Genomic DNA, 24,940 nt, shown 5'->3' on the forward strand with positions numbered 1-24,940 from the left:
ATGACCTTGTATATTTATGTGATCAGGGAGCCAGGCTCATTAACCTGAGGCGGGCCTGTTGGGCTAAATCATCGTAATGGGCTTGTCCATCATCCAGCAGTCGCTGTAGCCACAGTCTCAATGCCTGGTGATCATCGAAGCATTTGTTGATCTCCAGCAAAAACGCCAGATTGTGCAGTTTAGGAATGTGTAGCTCATGGATTAATTCACGAGCGACAGTATCAGCTTCAGGACTGACGACCACACCACCAAAGAAAGCTTTACTATTCATGTACAAGCTCCTCTGTATTTAGTTTTTCCAGCATGGCTTCAAAAGCACTGCCATCGCGACGCGTAACATTGGGGATATAACGACTATAGACCCGGAATAGCATTTCAGTCGTTGAATGTCCTAATTGACGTGCGATCCATTCGGGATTTTCTCCTGCTGACAGCCAGAGCGTTGCTGCTGTATGACGTGTTTGATAGGCACGACGTGGCTTTAGGCCTAAATAGCGTAATAAAGGATGCCAGACACGTCTATTCACTAGGCGATAATCGAGAGGTCCACCATCACGATTACAGAATACAAACTCTGATTTACTATTATTTAAGCTTTTCTGTTGCAGAAAGGCTTGATAAACGCGGTCATTCATCTGGATCGTGCGGTCAGAACCATAGGTTTTGGTTCCACCCAGCTCCCCATTCACCAAGGCTTCGCGAATGTGGATTTCTCGGCGTTGCAAGTCCACATTTTTCCATTGCAGACCATCGATTTCACTGGTACGCATACCCGTAAAAAAGCGAATGGTGTAATAGGGGCGGAAGTCTTCACGCACCGTGTTAAGAATTTTATGAACCTCTTCCAGAGAAAAAGGTGTGACTTCAATCTTGCTTTCCTTCAGATTGTTAATATTTTTATAAGGTGATTCAAACTCGTATCGTTCAGCCGCATCATTTAGTATCATACGTAAAGGCGTCATGATTTGATTGATCCTCGATGCTTTCAGGCTTGTCTGATCTTTTCCGTGTGTCACTTTGGCGAGAGAGGCACGGAAGTTCAGCAAGTCTGACTTCTTGATTTTTGAAAGAACCTGATTACCAAAAGCAGGGATCAAATAGTTTTTGATGACAATTGAAACCTTCTGTTGATAGGAAGCTCTCCATTCAATTTGTTTCTGTTTAAACCACACTTCAGTAAACTCTTTAAAAAGAGGAATCTTGGTTTGTACAGCGATTTGCTGACTTCTTTTTTCCTTAAATTCATCGACACGTTTACTTTTTGGAAAGTACTTTTCGTATTCAAAAGTTCCCAGTGTGATTTCTGCCTCAAGCTGCTCGAGACGTTTTTTCAAAATGCGACGGTTATAGGCATTGTCTTCAAGATTGGTTGTTTCTCTGCAACGAATGCCCATGTAGCGAAAGTCGGCAATCAGTTTGCCACTTCGTTCCCGGATGGTAGCCATCAGTTAAACCTCCTAAGCTTTATTGCAAGGCATCCATGCTTAAACCAGTGAATTTAAGCATTTCAGTTTCAATACGTTCCCAAACAAAAAGAATTTTGCGACCACCAAAAGGACGGATGTAGTGAACACCTTCAATAAAGACACTGTCCTTCAGCTGGTTGCGAATGGTACGAGCGTCGTACTGGATTTTTTCAGCCAGTTGCTGGGCTGTGAGATAGGTATATGACATAATAGAGCCTCATATTTTTTACTAGGTAACTAGGAAAAATTATTCCTAAGACATAAATTATCATATTTTTATGTTGTTGCAAGTACTTTTTATGATTTAACTAGGAAATTTTATGATTATTTCAAACTTGGCAGTTTTATTAGCAGAAAGGAAACTTAAGGTTGCTGATTTGGTGAGAAGTACTGGAATTAATAAATCTACTTTACATAAACTTTATAATGATGAATCTGTACGGATTGATTTTGAGACAATTGATAAAATTTGTATTGCATTAGATGTAGAAGTGGGAGATTTGTTGATTTTCAAGAAAATTGATAATAATCAAAATGATAATAGTTAGTTTGGTCACAATTGGTCACATCAAAAAGTGAAATGGTCACAAATTCTTGATCATTTGGTAAAAAAATACCTTGTTTGGAAGAGAATAGGATAATTTTTTGCCTTCAAAAAAGCTCTGAAAGTGGTGATCGATTGAGGATATTTAAGGTCAATTGAGACCATTTTTATTGTCGTGGGCACGCCATGGTCACATCTTGGTCACAAAATACAAATTACATTAAGAATATTTTTTATTGAATCGAATAAAAAAGAAAGGAGGGTTTTCAAAAAACATAATAAAATCAACATGAAAAAAGCCCCAATCTTTCAATCAGGGCTTTTTGAATTTGGAGCGGGAAACGAGACTCGAACTCGCGACCCCAACCTTGGCAAGGTTGTGCTCTACCAACTGAGCTATTCCCGCATAGGCGATCAATTTTTTACTACAAAAAAATGAACAAAAAAGAATTTGGAGCGGGAAAGGAGGCTCGAACTCCCGACCCCAACCTTGGCAAGGTTGTGCTCTACCAACTGAGCTATTCCCGCATGCCGTGTATAATACAGCATGAAAAATCAGGGTCAATCACTTTATGAAAAATCTTATATCAATTGCATAAAATAAAAGCAATATTAGGGCTATAAGCAGATGGGTGTACAAAAGTTATGCCAATTTTAATGAAAATTGGCCACAATCAAATGATTAGAGGTAAATCGTTCACCGAAATAGAGTAGAGAACAAGGTATACTGGAGACAGATTATCAATGGGAGTCAGGCCATGAGCTTAGAACAACAACTGAAAGACCGTTTGGCACAATTGTCACCAAGTTATCTGGAAGTCGTCAATGAATCTTCGGGTCATGGGGGGTATTTTCCAGGTAAAGAATCGCATTTTAAGGCAGTCATTGTCAGTGAAGCGTTTGCTGGCCTGCGTGCGGTACAGCGTCATCAGAAAGTCTATGCTGCAGCGGGAGACTTGTTGGCTAAAGACAAGATCCATGCTTTAGCCATCCACGCTTTTCTACCTGAGGAATGGAAAGAACAAGATACCTCAAGTCCAGCCTGTGCACATGCACCCAAACACTAAGAGCGTATTATGGACACTCAACTTTTAGTTAAAATAATTCATATGTCTGTTGCAGGCGTGGCCCTAGTGGCCATCCTTGTACGTGCGCTCACCTTGTTTGCGGGTACACAGGAAAATTTACCTAATCCAGTGGCACAGAAATTTTTAGTGGCCTTACAGCATTTGTCCATGACCATCATTGCGATAACGGGCGTAATTGCGCTGGTCCTTAAAGACTTTGATGTGCAGCCCTGGTTCTATGCCAAAATCGTTCTGTTTCTGGTTTTGCTTTCATCTTTGGGGAAAGCGTATAAAAAAGATGATTCAATCTTATTGGTGCAGCGTCGAGCAGGTCTACTCATCGCAGTGGTTTCTTTGCTTGCGATTATCGGATTGGTGATTAGCAAACCAACGTTTGGTTAAAAAAATGAATTAATTAACCGCAATGTCATCTCAGTGAAATAAATACAAAAATGAAAAGAGGTTCTTATGCGTACACGTGTGATATTTAATCAAAAAGGTGGGGTGGGCAAGTCCAGTATTGCAGTGAATCTGGCTGCAATCAGTGCGCACCGGGGGCTGAAAACACTGCTGATTGATCTGGACCCCCAAGCCAACTCCAGTCAATATTTACTGGGCGATGATGCCACCTATTCACATGATAAACCTGCATTAGAACCCAATATTGAGAACTTTTTTGCAGATGTACTCGGTCAGCAGCAAAGCAAGGGACTGCTTGGCAATGCGATAGGCTCTATTTTAAAGACCCGCGCCAAAGGGCTGGAAAGTTATGTGCATCAATCGCCTTTCAAGCATCTGGATATCATTCCCGCCAGCCCGAATTTGGGTGCTTTGGCGCATGGACTGGAAGCTAAACATAAAATCTACAAGCTACGTGATGCTCTGCAGACTCTGGCCGGTCAGTATGATCGGGTCTTTATTGATACGCCGCCAGCTTTTAACTTCTTTACCCTGTCTGCCCTGATTGCAGCAGATCGGGTTCTGATTCCGTTTGACTGCGATGTATTTTCCAAGCGTGCTCTGCATACTTTAATTGAAAATATCATCGAAACTCAGGATGATCATAATGCCGGTCTGGAAATTGAAGGGATTGTGGTCAATCAGTTTCAGGCGCAGGCAAAACTGCCACGCGAAGTCGTGCAGCAGCTCAAAGATGAGGGACTGCCTGTACTGAACAGTATGTTGCCGCCTTCTATTATGATGAAAGAATCCCATCAAAAAAATCAGCCATTGATTCATCTCGCTACTGAGCATAAATTGACTCAGGCCTATCAATCATTGTTCAATGAGATTGAGCAGAACTAAGATCGAGCTAACTATGAAACTTGTGAAACTAAGTCTGGGCCTTGGCATGTTGGTGCTGCTAAATGCCTGTGCAAGTACTATCAAGCCGACCTATGTCTCACCGACCCATTATCAGGCACTTAGCTGTCAGCAGTTACAGAGCGAATATAACCGGATTCAGCAGTATATTAATAATGGTGTGGAAGTACCTAAACGTACTGGAGTCGGGGTGGGAGTAGGTTTAGGTGGCGGCTGGGGCAGTCGGGGTGGCTGGGGCATTGGTCCAAGCGTATCCGTCAATATGGGGCAATCTTCCAATACCAAACGTACTGAAACGGCACGACTATTGGGTGAACAGGAAGCCATTGTTCAAGCAGCACGCTATAAAAACTGTCCGATGATTGCCCGGAAAGCTGTGGCGTCTTAACTATCTTTGTAATAATCAAAAATGCTGGCTTTAGGCTGGCATTTTTTATATCGGCACTGTGATATGCTAGAAAAATAAAAATATTTTGATGAAAAAATGACTCATCAGCATAAAAAATAAAAATTTGTGCGCTTGTTCTCGGGCTTTAAGATTGGTTAAGGTACGGCCTGAATTGAAGAGTTGCTCTGCCTATGATTGAAAACTGGTTGTTTGTGCTAGCCATTTTAGCGGTCCTGATGATTCCTGGGCCAGCCAATGCAATGGTCGCCAGCTCGGCCTATCAGCATGGCCCATTAAAAACCAGCCTTTATATCCCGGCGATTCTGGTCGGCTATCTGTATGCCATTAATGCCTGGGCCTTACTGATTCATTTGTTCTCCCCAATCTGGCCCGGTTTTAGAGGGGTGGTGCATGTCTTGAGCTTGATCTGGGTAGGCTGGATGACCTTTCATTTATATCAGGCCCAACAATTACAGCAGTATAACAAGGGCCATCCACATGTACATCCTTGGAAAATGTTTAGAATAACCTTAAAAAATCCCAAAGCAGCGCTATTGGCTGCGGGGATTTTACCCACAGCAACCTGGCAAAGTCCGGTCAATTTTCTGCTAGTATTTTCAGCATTTATAGCGGTCGCAGTGCCGGTCACTTTTTTCTGGATATACTTCGGACAGGCATTACTTGCAAATCAGCTTAAACGCATCAGCAACAAGCTAATCTATAAGATCACCTTATTGCTGCTTTTACTGTGCCTGATTCCTGTATGGATCAAGCTTTGGGATTAATTCTAAGAAAAAAGATTTAAGCCGGTTTGCTTTTTTTCAGCTTCTGCTGGATAAAGCCGACTATGCCCGGCATCACACTCAGAATAATGATACCGAAAATCAGATAGGTGAAGTTGTCTTTAATAATCGGCATATTGCCAAACATATAGCCTAAAATCACAAAAGAGCTGATCCAGAGCAGAGCGCCCACCACGTTATACGTCAGGAAGTACTTATAGTTCATGCTGCCAGCACCGGCCACAAAGGGTGCAAAGGTGCGGGCAAACGGTACAAAGCGCGCAAATATAATGGTTTTACCACCATGTTTTTCAAAGAACTTTTGTGTATAGGTTAAATGCTGTTTATTAATAAAACGTGATTCAATCTCGAACACCCGTGGACCAATATATTTACCAATATGATAATTCAGGGTGTCACCCAAGACTGCCGCAGCAAACAAGAGCGGAATCAGCACCCACGGGTCCATCGCACCGGTTGAAGCCGCTAGAGCACCCGCAGCAAATAACAAGCTGTCGCCTGGCAGGAAGGGCATGACCACCAGACCGGTTTCCACAAAGATAATCAGGAAAAGAATGGCATAAATCCAGATCCCGTAATTGGTGATAAATTCAAGCAGATGGTCATCCACATGCAAGATAAAATCAATCAGTTCCATGAGCCGAGTACAAGCAAAAGTGTGCTGAAATCCTAACAGTGATCACCATTAAAGTCAGTAATAAAAGTCGACTATTTTGCTGCTGGTGGTTTGGCTCAGGGGCTGATCCGGCCTGCTGCAAACTCATGACTGTCACACCATCGCCCGGTTTTTATGGCTATGGTTTTAAAACAGATGACAGGGGCTAATGTGGCTGTTACATAATCGCTGCGGAGCAGATGGTAACTTTCTGCTTAGATGGTAGCTTAATGATACTGCAAGGAAAGGTTGAGTATGAAGCAATATATTCTAGCAACACTGGTAGTGGCAGCAGCAAGTCCGACCCTTCAGGCCAAGTCCGATCAGGCGCTGATGGCAGAAGCCCAAAAGAATGTGGTCAGCATTGCCCAAGCGCATAAAATGAAAGATGAAACAGGCGTGACGGTAGTGGGCCAGATTATAAAGCAGCGCTCGACAGACAGTGATGAATTTGAGCTGAAAGATCGAAGCGGCAGCATCATGATTGATGTCGATGATGATGACTGGAAAGTGTTAAAACTCAAAGCAGGTGATCGAGTAAAAGTCTGGGGTGAGGTTGATACTCATCGTTATAAACCGACCGATATTGATGTCATCAAGATTGAACGGGTGAAATAACCCCGGTTCTTATTTTTAAACAGGTGAGGCTGCAATGGGCTCTCCTGTTTTTAAGCCCGAGCCTGGCTTGGCAATTGTTTAAAAACAGCTCAAACATAATTTAACTGTTTAATCTTGATCCTGTTTGGAATAGTGTGCGTAAACTCAAGAAAAATGCTAGAATACAGCGCTTATTTCGTTTGCCTTTCATAGTTGTTTGTCATGACTACCAATACTCAAATTACTGAAGATCGTATCCTGATTCTGGATTTCGGTTCTCAATATAGTCAGCTCATCGCACGTCGTGTCCGTGAAGCTGGCGTATATTCTGAAATGTATGCCTATGATATGTCTGAAGAAGACATTCGTGCATTTAATCCAAACGGTATCATCTTGTCAGGTGGACCTGAAAGCGTTCATCTGGAAGGCAGCCCACGCGCACCGCAAGTAGTATTTGAGTTAGGTGTACCGGTACTGGGGATCTGTTATGGCTTGCAAACCATGTGTGAACAGCTGGGCGGTAAAGTTGAGCCAGGCACCGTCCATGAATTCGGTTATGCAGAAGTAGATATCTTGGTACGTGACCAGCTGATTGGGAACCTGCAAGACCGTGAAAACCAGCTGCATGTCTGGATGAGTCATGGTGACAAGGTTGCCCGTCTTCCTGAAGGCTTCCAGATTACTGCTCAGACACCAAGCTGCCCGATGGCAATGATTTCTGATGAAACTCGCCGTCTCTATGGTATCCAGTTCCACCCGGAAGTGACGCATACCTCGAAAGGTGCAGAAATTTTATCAAACTTCGTGCACCAGATTTGTGGTTGCCGCGGTCTTTGGACACCAGAACATATTATCGATTTGCGTATTGAACAGCTACGTAAACAGATTGGTAATGAAAAAGTATTGTTAGGTCTTTCAGGTGGTGTGGACTCCTCTGTTGTGGCTGCACTGTTGCATAAAGCGATTGGTGACCAGCTGACCTGTGTATTTGTAGACAATGGCTTGCTTCGTTTGAACGAAGGCGATCAAGTGATGCAAATGTTTGCCGAGAACATGGGGATCCGCGTGATCCGTGCAGATGCTGAAGAGCGTTTTCTGTCTGCACTTGCTGGTGCAACTGATCCTGAAGTTAAGCGTAAAATTATTGGCCGTGAATTTATTGCAGTCTTCGCTGAAGAAGCACGTAAATTGGACGGGGTTAAATTCTTGGCGCAAGGTACGATTTATCCAGACGTGATCGAATCTGCCGCTAGCAAACAAGGCAAGGCACATGTGATTAAATCGCACCATAACGTGGGCGGTTTACCTGCAGACCTGGCATTTGAACTGGTTGAGCCATTACGTGACCTGTTTAAGGATGAAGTACGTAAATTGGGTACGACGCTGGGCTTGCCACACAGCATGATCTACCGTCATCCCTTCCCGGGTCCGGGTCTGGGTGTGCGCATTCTGGGCGAAGTGAAAAAAGAATATGCCGATATTCTGCGCCTTGCAGATGACATCTTTATGCAAGAACTTCGTGCAAGTGGCTGGTATGACAAAACAGCTCAAGCCTTTGCGGTATTCCAGCCGGTGAAATCGGTGGGTGTGGTAGGGGATGGTCGCCGTTATGCCTGGGTGATTGCGCTGCGTGCAGTAGAAACGGTTGACTTTATGACAGCCCGTTTTGCACATCTTCCATATGAATTGGTAGACAAGATTTCGACTCGCATTATGAATGAAATTGCGGATGTATCACGTGTGGTCTATGACGTGTCATCTAAACCACCTGCAACCATTGAATGGGAGTAATTTAGGGGTTTTGGACAGCACTGCTGTCCGCCTAAATTACGCCAAGCGCTATGCGCGTGGCAGTATCTGATTTATCAGATATAACCTAATAAAAAAGAGCGCTTCGGTGCTCTTTTTTTATACTCTTAGATTCGCATTTGAAGTGCAACACCATGTTGTAGCCATAATATCTGACGGGGAATTTTAAAGCCGAACCCTTTTTCGGAGTGATGCTTCAAATCTTGAGTAATTTCTGAGAGATCTTCATTTGTATAGGCATTTAAATCACTGCTTTTTTAATATATTGCCTGATTCAGCCCTTGGTGGTTTTATTCATGTCTCGTTAGCAGACGCAAGCATCAGCGAAATACCAGGCTATTTACGATTCTTGTGCAGCATGATCAGGCAGGCAGAACTGAAGGCTCTATAGAGTCTGATGTGTCATATCTGCTTTAGCTGTATAAGTTCATTCTAAGTTATAATGGTGACGAGGATTGTACCTGTTTATCACTGTTTTTAGCCGCCTGCTGCACAGCTTGAACTATGTTTCTGTGCTTAGCAGAAGAGGACGTTGCCGGTTTGAGAATATCCGGATGATAGATTTTAATCCGGTTACGGCCGGCTTTTTTAGCCTGATACAGCGCCAGATCCGCCTTTTTGATCAGATCGTCTAGAGTCTGTTCAGGCGACTCTAACTCGGCAATACCGATTGAAATGGTGAACTGGATACTCTGGTCAGGGGTGATATAAAAAACTTGTTTTTGAATAATTTTACGAATGCGTTCAGCAATCATTAAGCTGTCATATGGCTGAGTATATTCGAGTAACGCAATAAACTCCTCTCCGCCAAAACGAGCCAGTACATCAGTTTGACGCATTTCTTTACGGGTCACTTCGGCAATCAGTTGCAAAACCCGGTCTCCTACATCATGGCCATAATTATCATTAATCAGTTTGAAATGATCTACATCGAACATTAACAGGCAAGTACCGGCATGTTTAGGCCATTTCTGGATGGCCTGCTCGGCCAGATTGACAAAATGACGGCGATTGTAGAGCTTGGTCAGATCATCGGTATGGGCCAGATTTTTTAGGGTCTGATAGTTCCACTCATCCAGTAAATTACGCAGAAATATGCGGCGTACATTTAGGGTATTATTCCAGTTAATATAGATGCTAAAAAACCATAAAGGGATAGAAACGACGGCAAAGATAAGACCTTGGGACCAAGTGAGTAAATGAATGGCTCCAATGGTCATAAACAGGGCAATAAATATCGAGCAATAGAGTGCGCCTTTGAACTGGGTTTTGATGCAAAGATTAGTGACCAGGATAAAAATAGCGGTAGCGTACAGATAGGTACTGACGTGCGGGCTATTAGAGAGCAACAGTAAACCAATCCAGATTCCGGCAGCGACTGTCGTACAAACGGGCAAGAACATCTCTAGAACCTGGATGTTTTTATAATGGTTAAACAGGTAAGAGCCGCAGAGCATGGCTACAATCACAAGCAGTACACGTGACACACCGGAGAGGAAAAATATATCTGGAATAATAAAGATATCGGCAAAGAAGTACAGTAAAAAGGCAATCTGCGCCATATAGTTTACCTGACGTAAGTCATGGTGATTGTCCGCATACATATAATCATAAAAATATTGCCGGAATAGCGGGGGAATGCGTGCAGAACGGTCTGCCAGTGCCTGTTCAATCAGTTGACGGTTTTGCAGATCACATTCGGCCAGTTTGAGCAGTTGATACATTCTGGCATTCTGAAAATAGACATCCTTTGGAGAATGTAAATCTTCATGAGAAGATGACATTGTTATTATCCATTTATTATTTTGCCTAAGCAGTATTATGAATCATTGGAATGAAAAGCAACCTTCTAAAATGGGGATTGTATAATTTTTCTCTGCTAAAAAGTAACAAAATTTATAGGCTTTAATCCAATATCGAGAATAATTATCTTATTGATATTATATATTTTTTATTATTTTGTGGGTTGTTTCACGTGAAATATGTAAAACTATCTGGACCTGAGTAAAGTCTTTATCCATTGCAGCTAATTTTGAAGAGGGGCGGATTACTTTTTTTGCAGAACGTTAGAAAAATTAAACGGTAGAAATAGTTTTACAAAGTAAAACTGTAATAGATCAAAGCAAAAGGACGTATAGCTTGGCATGAAATAAGTATCTAAATATTTCTGTTGTTAGACTTTATACGCAGAAGCGGTACATTGTTTCAATAGTGCAACTTCATACAGCGGGTAGCTGCGAGGAAGCTGGCAAAGGAAATCATATTTTTAAGGTGCTGAGGTAAGCCCGACCATGTCATATAATCAAGAAACTGAACTGTCTTATTCCGATGACTGTCAAAAATATATCAATCAGTTTATTCAGGAATTTCCTCTGCGACGGGCAGAAATTGGGCAGGGGACTGTGATTAAACGTGCCTTGCCTAGCCGGCATAAACGTATGATCGGCGCATGGTGCTTTCTGGATCATGCCGGGCCTGCCAGCTTTCCTCAGGGGAGTGGTCTGGATGTGGGACCGCATCCGCATATCGGTCTGCAAACCTTTACCTGGATGATCGAAGGCACCATGATGCATAATGACAGCATCGGTAGCCAGCAGCTCATCCGGCCTAAACAGGTGAATCTGATGACTTCCGGCTATGGGATTTCTCATACCGAAGTATCTCCCGATACTGAAACCCAGATGCATGCCGCCCAGCTCTGGATTGCCTTGCCGGATGACAAGCTCAATATGGCGCCTGCGTTTGACCATTATCCGGAACTGCCTGTGGTACAAGCACAGGGGATTGAGTTTACCGTGCTGGTCGGAGAATATTTAAATACCAGATCGCCGGTTAAAGTACATAGTGAATTGCTGGGGGTAGATCTGTTTGCTCAAGAAAGTACCTCCGCCCGCCTCAGCTTAAATCCTAAATTTGAATATGGCTTTATGGCCTTAGAAGGCAGCGCCAGCATTAATGGACATGAGCTGACAGAAGACAATATGGTAATTCTGGAGCCAGGCCTGGAACATGTAGATATTCAGATTCATGCAGGTGGCCGGGTTCTATTATTAGGCGGAGAACCTTTTGAAAGTCCGATTTTACTGTGGTGGAATTTTGTTGGCCGCACCACTGAAGAATTAAAAATGGCACGGGATCAGTGGAGTGAAGGGCATTCCCGTTTTGGCGCTATTCCCGATTATGACGGACCCCGCCTGGAAGCGCCGGCTTTTCCAGACCGGATGCGGCCTTCCAGATAAATCAGTAAGACTGCAAGTCTACTTGGAGCATTTTTTGAATTAAACTCCAGGAATGAAGCGGAAAAATAGAAAAGCTGTCACCACAGTCATCAAAAACTGAGTGACAGGACGCGGCTTTTGCTATGCTCGAAAAGCAAGAACAATAAAATTATGAGTCTCATATGCGTGTTTTACATCATCTCGAACAATCACGATCATTTCGTATCCTGTGGGCCATGGAAGAATTAGGGCTGGATTACGAGGTTAAATACTATAAGCGTCAGCCCAATCTTGCTGCGCCACCGGCCTTAAAACAGGTCCATCCATTGGGCAAGGCACCGATTCTGGTCGATCAGGCTCAGGTACTGGCGGAATCTGCAGCGATCCTGGAATATTTACAGGAAACTTATGACCAACAGCAGCAGTTTCGTCCAGAAGATCCTGCCGACAAGGCCCAGTACCGTTACTGGATGCATTATGCGGAAGGTTCATTAATGCCGCTGCTGGTGATGCAACTGGTAATGACCACTGTACCTAAACATACCCCTTTGCTGATTCGGCCTATAGCCAAAAAAATCTGCGATGGAGTGAAGAAGCAGTTTGTACAGAGCCGCTTAAAAGATCATATCCAGTTTCTGGAAAGTTATTTGAGCGAGCATGATTATTTTGCTGGGCACTTCAGTTTTGCCGATATTCAGATGAGTTTTCCTTTGGAGGCGATGCAGAGCCGGACAAGCCAAAGTTATCCGGCCATTCAAGCCTATCTTAAACGGGTTGCACAACGTGCAGCCTATGCGCGTGCACTGAGCAGAGAAAAACAGATCAGTTCTTAAATGCTTAAAAAAAGCTGCAATATGCACCTTTTTCCTTGGCCATACGGATTATTCTGGAAAGCTCAGACGTTCTTTAGGGAAAACCACTTTAAAGGTTGAGCCTTCATTTTCTTTAGACTCCACTTCCAGATGGGCTTGATGCTGCATCAGCACATGTTTGACGATGGCCAGACCTAAACCGGTGCCACCTGTGCGCCGGCTGCGGTCTGAATCGATCCGGTAAAAACGCTCGGTCAGGCGTGGCAAATGTTTCGGATCAATCCCGATACCATTGTCTTCTACAATAAAGTAGGCCGACTCGCCATCATCATGCCAGCCCATGGTGATGCTCCCGCCCTTAGGCGTATATTTGATGGCATTGGTAATCAGGTTACTAAAGGCACTGGCCAGTTCCATGTCGGAACCAATCAGGTCACAATGACTGTCAATATCCAGATTCAGGGTATGACCATAATCAACATTATAAGCCTGTGCGTCATCAAACAGCTGATTCATCAAGCTTGGCATTTCAATAATCTGGTTCTTGGCAATATTCTTGTCATTTTCCAGACGCGAGAGCAGGAGCAGATCATTAACCAGTGCATTCATGCGTCGGGTTTGAGACTGCATCTGGTCAAAGGCACGTTTCCAGCGGGGATTGATATCTTCCTGATCGGTGAAGGTTTCAATATATCCACTTAAAACCGTCAGTGGCGTGCGCAGCTCATGCGAAATATTATCGACAAAATCTTTGCGCATCTGCTCCAGATTATGCATCCGGGTGACATCATAAGCCACCAGCAGGCGGCTTTCACCACCAAAACGAGTCATTTTGACCTGTACATAATGATCTTCAAACAAGGAAGATCTCATTTTCAGGCCATCAGGGGCTTGATCAATATTGTGGTAATATTCGATAAAAATCGGTTGACGTAACAGCGTAAGAATATTACGGCGGCGATCATCCGGAGAGATGCCAAGCAGGCGTTCTGCTGCCGGGTTCCACCATTCGATCTGCTGGTTGTCATCAATCAGCACCACTGCCTCTTGTAAGGCCACCAGTGAGGATTGCGCCCGGTCAATCAGCTCGACCATTTCCGCCTGAACAATACGTTCCTGACGCTGCGCCCGATATACATTGAACAGCAAAGCCCCCCAGATTCCGTGAATATTAGGGGGGACATCATAGGGGCGATTTGAAATCCACTCATTGACCAGATACAGGGAGCGCATCTGGGTGGCAAAAAAAGCCACAAACGCCAGTACCAGACAAACCCAGAAATACCCAATCCCGAAGCCGATAAAAGCGGCAATGATCAGAAAAAATGCCAGTAAGCGTAAATCCTGCTTGGCAAAATCCCATAAGCTGCTGTAACGGAATTTCTTGTGGTCACGTGCCAGCTCGGGGACAGGGTAAGGTTCATACATAAAACTAGGGTTACCTAAAAGAAATTAACCAGCGGCAACATCGGCCCGGGTGGAGAAGCGGTAGCCGGTACCACGTACAGTCTGCACAAAACGGTCTGCCCCATAAGGCTCTAGGACCTTGCGCAAGCGGCGGATATGGACATCAATGGTCCGGTCTTCAATATAGACATTACCCCCCCAAACCTGGTCCAGTAATTGGGTACGGGTATAGGCGCGTTCCGGATGCGTCATGAAAAATGCCAGCAAACGGTACTCGGTCGGACCCATTTCCAGAATCTTGTTGCCAAAATTCACCCGTTGGCTCACTGGATCCAGCACCAGACCATTGGCATCAATGGTTTTTTCTCCACTTAGCGCATTGGCACGGCGCAGAACCGCTTTAATCCGTGAGACCAGTTCGCGTGTAGAAAATGGCTTGGTCATGTAGTCATCAGCACCGGCATCGAGTCCCTGTACCTTATGATCTTCTTCACCACGGGCGGTCAGCATGATAACTGGAATTTCAGACAGGGATTCATCACGTTTCAAGCGACGGCAGAGGTCTACGCCGCTCACTCCACCTGGCATCATCCAGTCCAGTAAAATGAGAGCCGGACGCTGATCCACAATCATCTGATGCGCTTGTTTGGCATCTTCTGCCTGCAGACACTGAAATCCTGCCATATCCAAAGAGGTATGAATCATTTCCCTGATTGGGAGTTCGTCATCGACGATTAATATGTAGTCATCTTTCACAACGCAATACCCTATTTCATGCAAACGGTGGACCGTTTTATATTTATGACAGGCTTATTACAAAGACTAATTATGACAGTATCATTGCAGAAAGGGAAAATAGCCGAAGTTTCGCAAAGATTTGTGACAATTTTAATAAAAATTTAATTAGAAATCAGACATTTTTAATTCATTTTGTTGAGATAAGTCTTTGTAAATAAATTTAAAATTAAAAATACGTGGCGGCTGATCAAGATAAAAAACCTATTTCTCTATAAAAACTAGGCTTTGACTTTTTTCTCGGCAAAATGCTCCAGCAGGGCCAGAAAAATAATACTGCAGGAGGACAGCACTTCGTCCATCGACTGTTTAAAGCCGCTCATGACCCAGCGGATTGCAATCTGGGTAACATAGCCATTCAGTCCGGTCGACACTAAAGAAAGCTCCTGTTCAGAGCGGCTCAGGTTCGGCATCATCAGCATGACAAAGGCATGAATCATGCGGTCAAAGCGCAACATGGTTTCATGAATCGTGGCCTGATTATGCAGCTCCTGTACCAGCATGGCATCAATATAAATAATCCGTGCCATACGTGGATTATCTTTTAAAGTTGTTAGCAGGGCGGTCAAGCCGGCTTTAATCATGTTTTGCGGATCGGCTGAGGCTTGCAGCATGGCCTGCATGACATTTTGCTGCAACTCATCAATCAGCTGTAAAAAAATGGTCTGAAATAGGTGCTCACTTTTTTTAAAAGACTCATAAAAATAGCGTTCGGTGAGCTTGGCTTCATTGCAGATATCTTTGACCGTCACCGAAAAAAAACCATGGGTGCCATAAGCTTCGATACCGGCTTCGATTAGTTTTTCACGACGTAACTGCTGGCGCTCCGCCATCGACAGGCCTTTAAACTGACGCTCTTTGGCGCGGGTCGCTGGTGCTTTTGTGGTTGAAGGAGCTGAATTGGTCATAACTTTCAGTGGCAGTCTCGCTAAAGGTTGGGGCTATCTTATCAACAAATCTGCATTTGACCTATGCTGAAATTTCAGACTGAAACTTGGCCTGTAGAGACATTATAGAGTGATTGACAATACTTATTGTCAAAACTATATTGAAATGATGGGCTGCATCCTGAACAGACAAAAATACCGGCTGTCATGGACTGGCAGTATTTAATTCAAGGAATCTCAATGAAAAATTTTAACAATAAAGTTGCAGCGATTACCGGTGCCGGTTCTGGCATTGGCCAGCAGCTGGCTGTACTGCTGGCACAGCAGGGCTGTCATCTGGCACTGAGTGATGTTAATGAGCAGGGGCTGGAAAAAACACTCGAGCTGCTGAAAGGCAATCATGTCCGTGTCACCACTCAAAAAGTGAATGTCGCCAATCTGGCTGAAGTTCAGGCTTGGGCCAAGCAGGTCGAGCAGGATCATGGCAGTGTGAATATGATCTTTAATAATGCAGGTGTTGCCTTGGGCAGTACGGTTGAGGGTGCAAGCTATGAAGATCTGGAATGGATTGTAGGAATCAATTTTTGGGGCGTGGTCTATGGTACCAAGGAGTTCCTGCCATTGATCAAAAAAACCGGTGATGGACATGTGATCAATATTTCCAGCCTGTTTGGTTTGACCGCCCAGCCCACCCAATCTGCTTATAATGCGACCAAGTTTGCGGTACGTGGTTTTACCGAATCCTTGCGTCAGGAGCTGGATATGCAAAATTGCGGCGTAAGCGCGCTGTGTGTACATCCGGGTGGAATTCGCACCAATATTGCCAATGCAGCCAAAATGAATGATAGTCTTTTGAGCTTAGGGATGCATCCTGAAAAATCGGCACGTAATTTTAATAAACTGTTGCGTTGTCCGCCTGAAGAAGCTGCTCGCCAGATTCTGGATGCGGTGCAGAAAGACAAACGCCGTCTGCTGATCGGTAATGATGCCAAGGCCCTGGATATGATCCAGCGCATCTTGCCTACCGGTTATCAGCGCGTCACTGCTCTGGCTTCGCGTCTGGGTAAAAAAGGCAAAAAATCAGCTTAATCACCTTCCTCTACCTCGGCCCGCGAAAGCGGGCTTTTAACTTGATTGATGCGCTTTATTTTAATTGATTCCGAAGACAAGATAACAGGATCAGCCAGTTCTCTATAAGCCGGAAAGTTACAGCTGGTTTAATTTATAAACCGGATGTCATCACTGTATCTGTCAGTTTTTAATATTAAAAATGCGTGGACTATGCAATAACATACTGATTTTTAAAACCCTCAGATCAAGGCCTGAATAGTTTTTTTCTTCCAGACCAACTGGTAATACAAGCCCTGCAAAATACACAAGCTTACGAAGGTCAGTGCGTAGGCATACCAGATGCCTTCCAGGCCCCACCACTGGCTAAACAGATAGGCACAAGGCACCTCAATAACGAGAATGGTCAGAATATTAATCAGCATGGGCACCGTCACTGTACCGCTAGAACGCATAATCGAGGCAAAAATCGCACTGGCGCCAAAGAACAGGATCGACCACAGTACAATAAACAGGAGCTGCTGACCCAGCACCACCACCGCTGGATCGGTAATAAACAGAGCCATCAGATATTTAGAAGACAAATAAGCAAGAATTACCAGCCCGCCAGTGAACAGGATATTCATACTCAAGGCGGTGCGGGTGACTTTATTGAGTAAATCCGACTTTCCTGCACCAATGGCCTGCGCCCCAAAGACTGAGGCAGCGATAGCGATAGATAAAGCGGGAAACTGGATATAGTTCAGGACCTGATTGACCGCACCATAGGCCGCCGTTGCTTCAGCTCCATGACGGTTAACCAGTCCTACAATCACTAATCCTGCTACGGAAGTTGTCACCATCTGCACTCCGGTAGGAATGCCTAGCCGTAAAATGATCTTGCTCAACTGGGGTTGATGGCGGATATTTTTAATTAAGGCCCAGTCCAGTTTCAGTGGATGCTGTTTATAATTTAAATACAGCACTAAAAAAACCAGGACGGCCAGATTGCCTAAAATAGTGGCGATAGCAGGCGAGATAATCCCCATCCGAGGAAAACCAAAATAGCCGGCAATCAGGACTGGCGTGACCCCCAGACCGATTCCAATCGTTAATGCTGAAGCGAACAGTGGTGTGGTACTGTCGCCGACACCACGTAAAATGGAAGTATAAATAATATAAATAAAAATCAGGGGACTGCCGGCCAGCATCCATTGTACATAGGGCAATGATAAATGCATGACCTCAGGATCTGTGCCCAGCGCAAGTAAAATCTGCTCCGCAAAAATGACCCCCAACAGGGCAATCAGACTTCCCCCAATCAGGGTCATAAATAAGGTAGAGCCCACCACACAGTGTACTTTTTCCAGGTTTTTAGCGCCCCAGGCCTGCCCAATCAGGACGGTCGACCCGGCAGAGAGCCCGATCACAAAAGCCATCAAACAAAACAGGATCGGAAAGAACACCGCAACAGCAGCAATCGCGTTGACCCCCAACATCTGTCCGACAAAGATAGTATTCACGGTACCAGACAGACTTTGCAGGATATTGGTCGCAATTAATGGTAACAGAAAGACCAGAAAGGTTTTCCACAGATTTTTTTGCTGAATTAAAGCATGCTGCGCCATATAAGGTCCTGTTCTTGGTTTTTCAAATACTTATCTTAGCGAATTATGCTAGATCGGCAGTCAAAACGCCTTAGCTTTTCAGTAACGGCACAGCCTGTGTTTTAAACTTTGGCAAGAATATGTGCTGCTTCAATTAAGGTTTCATTTTTTTTGGCAAAACAGAAGCGCAGCAAATGTATATCCTGTGGAGGATCTTTATAAAATACAGAAACTGGAATGGCGACCACGCCATGCTGCTGGGCCAGATAATGACACATTGACAAGCCATCCAGATCGGGGCGAATCTCACGATAGTCCAGATTCTGGAAATACGTCCCTTGAGTAGGCGTCCATTGAAAACGTGTGCCCGCCAGTTCTGTATTAAACAAATCGCGCTTGGCCTGATAAAAACTGGAGAGCTGATGAATATGCTCGGGATGCAGTTGCATATATTCAGTCAGGGCAACCTGAATCGGGGTCACACCACAAAAGCTGACAAACTGGTAAATCTGTCTAAATAGCTGCATCAAAGGCGGAGGCGCTACACAAAAACCGGTTTTCCAGCCAGTGACATGAAAGGTTTTACCAAAAGATCCCACCACAAAGCTGCGTTCACGTAACTGCGGAAAGCTGGCTGCCGAAATGTGGCGAACATCGTCAAAGACCAGATGTTCATAGACTTCATCAGACAGGATCACAATATTCCGGTCATGAACCAGTTCAATCAACTGCTGCCAATCCTGTTCTGTCCACACGGTTCCCGTAGGGTTGTGTGGGGTATTGACAATGATCATGCGGGTCTGGTCATTGATCGCATCTTTGACCTTGTTCCAGTCCACGGAAAAGCCAGGATATTCCAAGGCAATATGCACTGGCCGAGCACCGGCCAGTTGCACGCTGGGCGCGTAGCTGTCATAGCTGGGATCAAAAATAATGACTTCCTCACCGGCACGGACACTGGCCTGAATGGCGCAGAAAATTGCAAGGGTGGCCCCGGGTGTAATGGTAATTTCACTGACAGGGTCAAGGCAGAGCTGGTCACGCTGCTGGTACAGATCTGCCACCAGACCACAGAGCACGGGCAGGCCATTGCTTGGCGCATATTGATTAAACCCCCCACGAGTCGCACGACTAAGCGCATCCAGCAGCTGGGGCGGAGCCGGGAAATCCGGAAAGCCTTGGGACAGGTTGATGGCACCCAGTTTCTGCGCCAGATTCGACATGGTGCTAAAAATAGTGACGCCCAAATCGGGAAGTTTGGAAGATAATTCGAGCATGTCCCTGACCCCTTGTCTTATCATGCAATTATTAAAGTCTGTTGAGGATTAAATGTTATTCCCGTCAGTGTAGCAGCAAGTAAGCACAGGAATAATCAGAAAATTAAAATGATCTTAAGCAAATGTACAAGCTTGGGTATCAGTCGCTCAGTCCAGCTCAATGAATCAGAACAAGTTGTTTGCCTAATCATGTGAAATAAATACCAAGATGGACGGTGCCGGGCTTATTTTTTACAATCAGCGTGATAAAAATAACCTCACCACATAATTATAAAATGCTTAAAAATATTGATACGGTGCTAGATGCACTAGGTCTGGGGCCACAAAAACGTGCACTACAGATTCAATTTACTCATCCTATTTTACACTCCCAGCTTGCGATTCAGCGTATTGAGGGCCGGCACTGGATAAATGAAGGATTACAGGTAGAGTTACTGTGTTTATCCACCCATCCCTCGCTGCCTTTAAAACAGTTTATGGGTGTTCAGGTTGCTGTAGATCAGGTCACTGACCGGGGAGAGCTGTTTCGGACCAGCGGCATCATTACGGCAGCCAGTCAGGGACAGAGTGATGGTGCACTTACGATTTATAAGCTGAGTCTGCAGGATGCCACCGCTTTATGGCAAAAACGTCGCAATAGCCGGGTATTTCTAAATAAAAGTGTGCGTGACATCAGTGAAATTTTATTTACAGAATGGCAAAAAAGAAGCCCTTTATTTACAGCCAGTTTAAGCCTGGACCTGAGCGGCCTGTCAGCAGAATATGATATTCGTCCTTTTGTGATGCAGTCCAATGAAAGTGATTATGAATTTCTTAGCCGCTTATGGCGCAGCGAAGGAATTAACTGGCTGATTGATGAAAAAGAACTGCTGCTAACAACTTCCAAGTCTGCTATTCAGCCCCAGATTTTGCGCCTGATTGATCATGCAGAGAGTTTTCAGGCTCTGGCACGCCGTTTTATCTGTTTTCATCGCAGTCATGCCACTGAAGCGTTTGATAGTATTACCAACTGGACAGCTCAGCGCAGTCTAAAGCCGACACAGGTGCAGACTCAGCGTTGGCAGGCGGAGCAACTGTCACCAGATGAAAGCCAGTATTTTTTAAATACACAGCAATTTGAATCTCCAAACGGGCAGGAAATATTAGCGCTGGAAGATGCCTGGACCGTCAGTTCAGCCTGGAGCGCTGATCTGAACGGGGAGGATCAGGCCACTTCTTCCAGTCATAGTCAGCTGGAGAAATTGAGCAGACAATTGGGTCAATATCATGCATTGCAATCAAAATACTTTCAGGCCAGCAGCAGCGTCAGAGATGCACAGGTGGGCTATTGGTTTCAGTTGAAGGATCATCTGGAAATTGATCAGCATGCAGCCCATGAACGGGAATTTCTGATTTTAGGGAAGCACTTCTATAACCAGAACAATTTACCAAAAGAGATAGGGGCACAGCTGGAGTCGCTATTACATGCCAGTTCATGGACAGCTTTGGAAGAGGAGCGGCAGGCCAACGAATTGTATTTAATTCGTCGCTCTATTCCGGTAGTTCCAGAATATCTGCCATTTAAGCACCAACCGCTGGCCTATGCACAACGTGCTAGGGTCGTTGGACCCGAAGGTGAGAGCATCCATGTCGATGAATGGGGACGGGTTAAAGTACGTTTTCTGTTTACCCGTGATCAGGATCATCAGCATGATGGCGGAGCGGGAAGCAATAATGATGACACAGATTCTGCCTGGGTAGATGTGCTGACTTCATGGGCCGGTGAGGGTTATGGCACACGATTTCATCCGCGAGTGGGTGAAATCGTAGTGATTGACTTCTTTGATGGGAATGTTGATCGCCCATTTGTCGTGGGACGTTTGCACGAAGCTGAGCGTCATCAAACTATGTTTGATGTGAAAGGTCAGTTACCAGATACCAAAAAACTCAGTGGTATTCGTTCCTCTGAAGTGGATGGCCAAGGTTTTAACCAGCTCCGCTTTGACGATACTACAGGACAGATCAGCACACAGTTGCAAAGCAGTCATGGGACCAGTCAGCTGAATCTGGGGAATTTAAGTCATCCTAAAGAAAATGAAAGTAGCGAAAGTCGAGGTGAAGGATTTGAGCTGAGGACAGACCAGTGGGGGGCGGTAAGAGCCGGCGCTGGTCTGCTGCTTTCAACATATAAACAGGAAAATGCCAATGCCAATCACTTAAATAGCAGCCCGGCTAAAAACCAACTTGAATCAAGTTTAAATAATATTCAGGCCTTAAGTGACGTTGCTAAAAACCAGCAAACTGATCCTTTGGAGGCTTTAGATCATCTGAAAAACTTTCTGGATCAAATCGAACAGCAAGATCAAAACAAGGCAGAAAACTTTAAACAGGCTTTAATGATTCTGTGTGCACCGAACTCCATTGCTATTTCGACCAATGAGGACTTATACCTCTCTGCGGATAGACAGATTAATCATAGTGCTGCGGATAGTATGAATTTTTCAACCCAGAAATCTTTAATTGCCCATGCACAGGACAAGATCAGTTTATTTGCGGCGCAGGAGGGTGTTAAAGCAGTTGCTGCACAAGGTAAGGTGGAACTTCAGGCGCAGGATGATGCAATGGAAATGATGGCCCGTCAGCAAATCAAAATTATTTCGACTGAAGATCGGATTGAAATTATTAGTCCTAAAGAAATTGTACTGACTGCCGGTGGTTCTCAGTTAAAGATTAATGGACAAGGTGTATTTGGAGTAACAGGCGGGAAATTTGAGTGTAAAGCGGGGCAGCATAGTTTTATGGAAGGGGCTAAAGTCTCTCATGAAATACCTCAGCTTCCGAATAATGCTTTATATAGCAATAGGCTGGATATATATGATCTATTTTGGCAGTCCGATTTCAGTTCAATAAATTATAAAGCTTTTATTCCTGATACTAATTCGTATATTTCAGGTCAGCTTGATACGCATGGTCGTACTGGAAAAATTACTACAGCTGATCCCTCTAAAGTAGAAATTTTGGTAGGGCTCAATGATGAATGGGGATTAAGTGTCCAAGGTTATGATGTTGATGACCTGATTGAGCAGAATAATAAATAGGATATAAAAATGACAAATAAGTCTTTAGCAACCATACAAATTCTAGATTTGTTAGGCAATCCAATTCCTAAAGTTCAATATGAAGTCAAAAATAGTAAGACAGGTCAACATGTAGTAAAGGGTTCTACCAATTCCAAGGGGTGCCTTTATGAAATTCAAAGAGACAAAGGAACGGTTTTAGATATATATGTCAAAAGCCTTTTGGGTGGAGGTATGAAAAAAGTTCAGACCTTCATAATGGCAAAAGATCGTATGCTGGTTACGGTTATAAGTCCTAAAATTCTCTTGGATTTAAAAACAGTAGAAAATAATGGAAATAAAGGAAGTTATAAACGTAAAACACATAAGGTTAAAAAAGGTGAAACTTTATCATCTATTGCACAACAGTATCACACCACAATCCGAGTGCTCGAAAGGCTGAATGGGATAAAAGATGTCAATAAAATCAGCATAGGACAAGTAATTAAACTTCCAATTAATATGCCTGCCACAGGAAATAATACAAGTATTGATAGCAAGTTAAACCCTCAAAAAAACGCTTCTCAAAATAATAAGCCTCAATCATCAGAGAAAAATAAAAAAGAGACTAAACAAGCTGATAAAGGAATTGTGAATACAGTTGAAGAGTATGAGAAGAAAGCATTAGAGCAGCTTAATGAATGGTATGAAGAAGGTAAGAAAGCTTTATCGGATGCAATAAAAATTGATATGAAAGAGGATCGCAGTCAGGATGGCGGAACACCGAAAACTGATACTTCCAACTTATGTAAAATTAATCCTCAATGTATATCTCAAGGCAAAAGTGAACTTATTAGAGAGGTTAATATCAGGCTAGCAGGCTTTGGTGGCGCATTACCTACAGATGAATTTACTCCTTTAACAGTGGAATGTATAAAACAATTTCAACGGGATTATATGGGGGTTCCTGAAACTGGAAAAATATGTGGAAGTTTTTTAGCAGCTTTAGATAAGTTTTATTATGAATATCCAATTGCAAATTTTATGACTAAAGCTAGTTGTCCCTGTGGTCAGTGTTCAGGTTATGGTAATAATAGAAGAGGTATTAAATCTGGTTTGAATACTGCTAATGAATATCCAGGATTGCATAGATCTTTAATATGGATATTAAAAGCATTAAATTTTTATTTAAAAAATGAATTTAAATATAAAGGTCTTGAAATGGCTTATATTGAGTCTGGGTATAGATGCATTAATGATAATAAGAATAAAGGAAGAACCACATTAAACCACATGGGTTTGGCACTAGATATACATATTAATAAAAATGGGAAGAGAACTAAAGCTATAGAGGATATAGAGTTTGTTAGAAAAAAAATTATGGTTGTAAAGATGGGAGCAAGTGAAGAAAGAGCTTCTGAAAAAATATATTTAGAACCAAAAAAATTTAAGAGTGGAGCAAATGGAGCAACTACTTGGGTTCATTTTGATATAACAAGATTTTCGAGTATTTACTTTAATGATGAGTATTTCAAAAAAGTAATTAAAGATCTCAATGGAAAGCCATTATTGGAGATTGTTAAATCACTAAATATAAATTCTATTTTAAATTGTGCAGGAATAATCGTAAATACCTCTACAATTTCTAAAATAACAGATCAAACTATTGATGATCTCGTAAAAGAACTAGGGGATGCAATTGCTAGTGGGGAAGGTAGCTATGAAGCTTGGAATGCAGGAGCTCCCGAAGGGAAAAGGGTTAAATATGGAAAAATAAACGACTTACCAGGTACAATTACTGGAAAAACTATTAATGAACTTTTAGAAGCTGCAATAAAATATAAATGGGATGATAATAGAAGAAGGTTTGCAACAGGAAAATATCAAACGATTCCTTCTACTTTAGCGGAAGCTAAAGCAAGACTAAATTTGACTGGTAATGAACTATATGATTGTGATATGCAAGAAAAAGTTTTTAAAGAACATTTATTAAGGGGTCGTACATCTATCTATAACCTGATTATTAATGGAAATAAAACGGTGGAACAGGCTATGGTTGATGCTTCTAAAGAGTGGGCTTCAATTGCTTTACCGAAAGGGGAAAAGAATAAATAACCCGAATCGCGGATAAGAAATGGACTTGAAAAACAGAAGGACTAGAGCCATCAGTTGAGTTACCACACAAAACCCACAACTCTAGTCC

At 43.5% G+C, this 24,940-nt stretch carries 23 protein-coding genes and 2 tRNA genes; 13 read left to right on the forward strand and 12 right to left on the reverse strand.

Annotated features, from left to right (window positions below; all coding sequences use genetic code 11):
* Positions 1–22: 22 nt before the first annotated feature.
* From NI461_RS10390 to NI461_RS10400, 3 genes are read right to left on the reverse strand one after another with little or no spacing between them, the layout of a single operon-like run.
* Entirely contained in the window at positions 23–271 is a 249-nt protein-coding gene (locus NI461_RS10390) for a hypothetical protein (protein ID WP_004985719.1), read from the reverse strand.
* Positions 264–1,445: a site-specific integrase gene (locus NI461_RS10395; protein ID WP_253157226.1), complete on the reverse strand. Its 1,182-nt coding sequence runs from the start codon at positions 1,443–1,445 to the stop codon at positions 264–266. Before NI461_RS10395 ends, NI461_RS10390 begins: the two co-directional genes overlap by 8 nt.
* A gap of 19 nt (positions 1,446–1,464) precedes the next feature.
* A complete protein-coding gene (locus NI461_RS10400; protein ID WP_000122748.1) occupies positions 1,465–1,674 on the reverse strand; it encodes a hypothetical protein in 210 nt (69 codons plus the stop codon).
* Positions 1,675–1,786: 112 nt separating this feature from the next.
* On the opposite strand from NI461_RS10400, the gene NI461_RS10405 reads away from it, so the two are divergent.
* Complete coding sequence (locus NI461_RS10405; protein WP_005094613.1) at positions 1,787–2,014, forward strand: helix-turn-helix transcriptional regulator; 228 nt, start codon at positions 1,787–1,789, stop codon at positions 2,012–2,014.
* Between the two features lie 326 nt (positions 2,015–2,340).
* Here NI461_RS10405 and NI461_RS10410 read toward each other — a convergent pair.
* Together NI461_RS10410 and NI461_RS10415 are read right to left on the reverse strand one after the other, a co-directional pair.
* Positions 2,341–2,416, reverse strand: a tRNA-Gly gene (locus NI461_RS10410).
* A gap of 46 nt (positions 2,417–2,462) precedes the next feature.
* Positions 2,463–2,538 (reverse strand) — tRNA-Gly (locus tag NI461_RS10415).
* A gap of 230 nt (positions 2,539–2,768) precedes the next feature.
* On the opposite strand from NI461_RS10415, the gene NI461_RS10420 reads away from it, so the two are divergent.
* The 5 genes from NI461_RS10420 (at position 2,769) to NI461_RS10440 (ending at position 5,573) form a co-directional block, all read left to right on the forward strand.
* A complete protein-coding gene (locus tag NI461_RS10420) occupies positions 2,769–3,077 on the forward strand; it encodes a BolA family transcriptional regulator (protein ID WP_151203599.1) in 309 nt (102 codons plus the stop codon).
* Between the two features lie 9 nt (positions 3,078–3,086).
* On the forward strand, positions 3,087–3,479 hold the full coding sequence (locus NI461_RS10425) for a SirB2 family protein (protein WP_253157229.1): 393 nt from the start codon (positions 3,087–3,089) through the stop codon (positions 3,477–3,479).
* Between the two features lie 66 nt (positions 3,480–3,545).
* Positions 3,546–4,382, forward strand: a complete 837-nt coding sequence (locus NI461_RS10430) for a ParA family protein (protein WP_151207231.1) — start codon at positions 3,546–3,548, stop codon at positions 4,380–4,382.
* Between the two features lie 13 nt (positions 4,383–4,395).
* Positions 4,396–4,788, forward strand: coding sequence for a hypothetical protein (locus NI461_RS10435; protein WP_151207232.1), 393 nt, complete (start codon positions 4,396–4,398; stop codon positions 4,786–4,788).
* A gap of 191 nt (positions 4,789–4,979) precedes the next feature.
* Positions 4,980–5,573, forward strand: coding sequence for a LysE family translocator (locus NI461_RS10440; protein ID WP_151207234.1), 594 nt, complete (start codon positions 4,980–4,982; stop codon positions 5,571–5,573).
* A gap of 16 nt (positions 5,574–5,589) precedes the next feature.
* On the opposite strand, the gene NI461_RS10445 is transcribed toward NI461_RS10440, so the two are convergent.
* The gene (locus NI461_RS10445; protein WP_151207236.1) at positions 5,590–6,228 is read right to left on the reverse strand and encodes a DedA family protein; all 639 of its coding nucleotides are present in this window, start codon (positions 6,226–6,228) and stop codon (positions 5,590–5,592) included.
* Between the two features lie 273 nt (positions 6,229–6,501).
* On the opposite strand from NI461_RS10445, the gene NI461_RS10450 reads away from it, so the two are divergent.
* Both NI461_RS10450 and guaA read left to right on the forward strand, forming a co-directional pair.
* Positions 6,502–6,864 carry a NirD/YgiW/YdeI family stress tolerance protein gene (locus NI461_RS10450; RefSeq protein ID WP_151207238.1) on the forward strand — a complete coding sequence of 121 codons (363 nt, stop codon included), beginning with the start codon at positions 6,502–6,504 and terminating at the stop codon, positions 6,862–6,864.
* Positions 6,865–7,065: 201 nt separating this feature from the next.
* Positions 7,066–8,634 carry a glutamine-hydrolyzing GMP synthase gene (guaA, locus tag NI461_RS10455; protein ID WP_151205189.1) on the forward strand — a complete coding sequence of 523 codons (1,569 nt, stop codon included), beginning with the start codon at positions 7,066–7,068 and terminating at the stop codon, positions 8,632–8,634.
* 455 nt (positions 8,635–9,089) lie between these two features.
* Here guaA and NI461_RS10460 read toward each other — a convergent pair whose 3' ends face one another.
* Positions 9,090–10,436 (reverse strand): GGDEF domain-containing protein, encoded by a 1,347-nt coding sequence (locus tag NI461_RS10460; protein ID WP_151207240.1) that lies wholly within the window; start codon positions 10,434–10,436, stop codon positions 9,090–9,092.
* 507 nt (positions 10,437–10,943) lie between these two features.
* Between NI461_RS10460 and NI461_RS10465 the strand changes: the two genes are divergently transcribed.
* A complete protein-coding gene (locus NI461_RS10465; protein ID WP_151207242.1) occupies positions 10,944–11,891 on the forward strand; it encodes a pirin family protein in 948 nt (315 codons plus the stop codon).
* Positions 11,892–12,052: 161 nt separating this feature from the next.
* On the forward strand, positions 12,053–12,703 hold the full coding sequence (locus tag NI461_RS10470) for a glutathione S-transferase (RefSeq protein WP_151207244.1): 651 nt from the start codon (positions 12,053–12,055) through the stop codon (positions 12,701–12,703).
* Positions 12,704–12,751: 48 nt separating this feature from the next.
* On the opposite strand, the gene phoR is transcribed toward NI461_RS10470, so the two are convergent.
* From phoR to NI461_RS10485, 3 genes are all read right to left on the reverse strand, one after another.
* A complete protein-coding gene (gene phoR, locus NI461_RS10475; RefSeq protein ID WP_151205193.1) occupies positions 12,752–14,110 on the reverse strand; it encodes a phosphate regulon sensor histidine kinase PhoR in 1,359 nt (452 codons plus the stop codon).
* A gap of 24 nt (positions 14,111–14,134) precedes the next feature.
* Positions 14,135–14,845 carry a phosphate regulon transcriptional regulator PhoB gene (gene phoB / locus NI461_RS10480; protein ID WP_151205194.1) on the reverse strand — a complete coding sequence of 237 codons (711 nt, stop codon included), beginning with the start codon at positions 14,843–14,845 and terminating at the stop codon, positions 14,135–14,137.
* Between the two features lie 260 nt (positions 14,846–15,105).
* Positions 15,106–15,792 carry a TetR/AcrR family transcriptional regulator gene (locus NI461_RS10485; RefSeq protein ID WP_151205195.1) on the reverse strand — a complete coding sequence of 229 codons (687 nt, stop codon included), beginning with the start codon at positions 15,790–15,792 and terminating at the stop codon, positions 15,106–15,108.
* A 219-nt stretch (positions 15,793–16,011) separates the two neighbouring features.
* Here NI461_RS10485 and NI461_RS10490 point away from each other — a divergent pair, with 219 nt between their 5' ends.
* A complete protein-coding gene (locus NI461_RS10490; RefSeq protein WP_151207246.1) occupies positions 16,012–16,860 on the forward strand; it encodes an SDR family oxidoreductase in 849 nt (282 codons plus the stop codon).
* A 221-nt stretch (positions 16,861–17,081) separates the two neighbouring features.
* On the opposite strand, the gene NI461_RS10495 is transcribed toward NI461_RS10490, so the two are convergent.
* The gene (locus NI461_RS10495; RefSeq protein ID WP_151207248.1) at positions 17,082–18,446 is read right to left on the reverse strand and encodes an MATE family efflux transporter; all 1,365 of its coding nucleotides are present in this window, start codon (positions 18,444–18,446) and stop codon (positions 17,082–17,084) included.
* A 101-nt stretch (positions 18,447–18,547) separates the two neighbouring features.
* Complete coding sequence (locus NI461_RS10500) at positions 18,548–19,702, reverse strand: methionine aminotransferase (protein ID WP_151207250.1); 1,155 nt, start codon at positions 19,700–19,702, stop codon at positions 18,548–18,550.
* A gap of 275 nt (positions 19,703–19,977) precedes the next feature.
* Here NI461_RS10500 and NI461_RS10505 point away from each other — a divergent pair, with 275 nt between their 5' ends.
* Both NI461_RS10505 and NI461_RS10510 read left to right on the forward strand, forming a co-directional pair.
* Positions 19,978–22,779, forward strand: coding sequence for a type VI secretion system Vgr family protein (locus tag NI461_RS10505; protein WP_151207252.1), 2,802 nt, complete (start codon positions 19,978–19,980; stop codon positions 22,777–22,779).
* 9 nt (positions 22,780–22,788) lie between these two features.
* The gene (locus tag NI461_RS10510; protein ID WP_253157231.1) at positions 22,789–24,852 is read left to right on the forward strand and encodes a LysM peptidoglycan-binding domain-containing protein; all 2,064 of its coding nucleotides are present in this window, start codon (positions 22,789–22,791) and stop codon (positions 24,850–24,852) included.
* Positions 24,853–24,940 lie beyond the last annotated feature (88 nt).

Source organism: Acinetobacter sp. S4400-12 (genome assembly GCF_024129495.1).
Taxonomy (GTDB): domain Bacteria; phylum Pseudomonadota; class Gammaproteobacteria; order Pseudomonadales; family Moraxellaceae; genus Acinetobacter; species Acinetobacter lwoffii_C.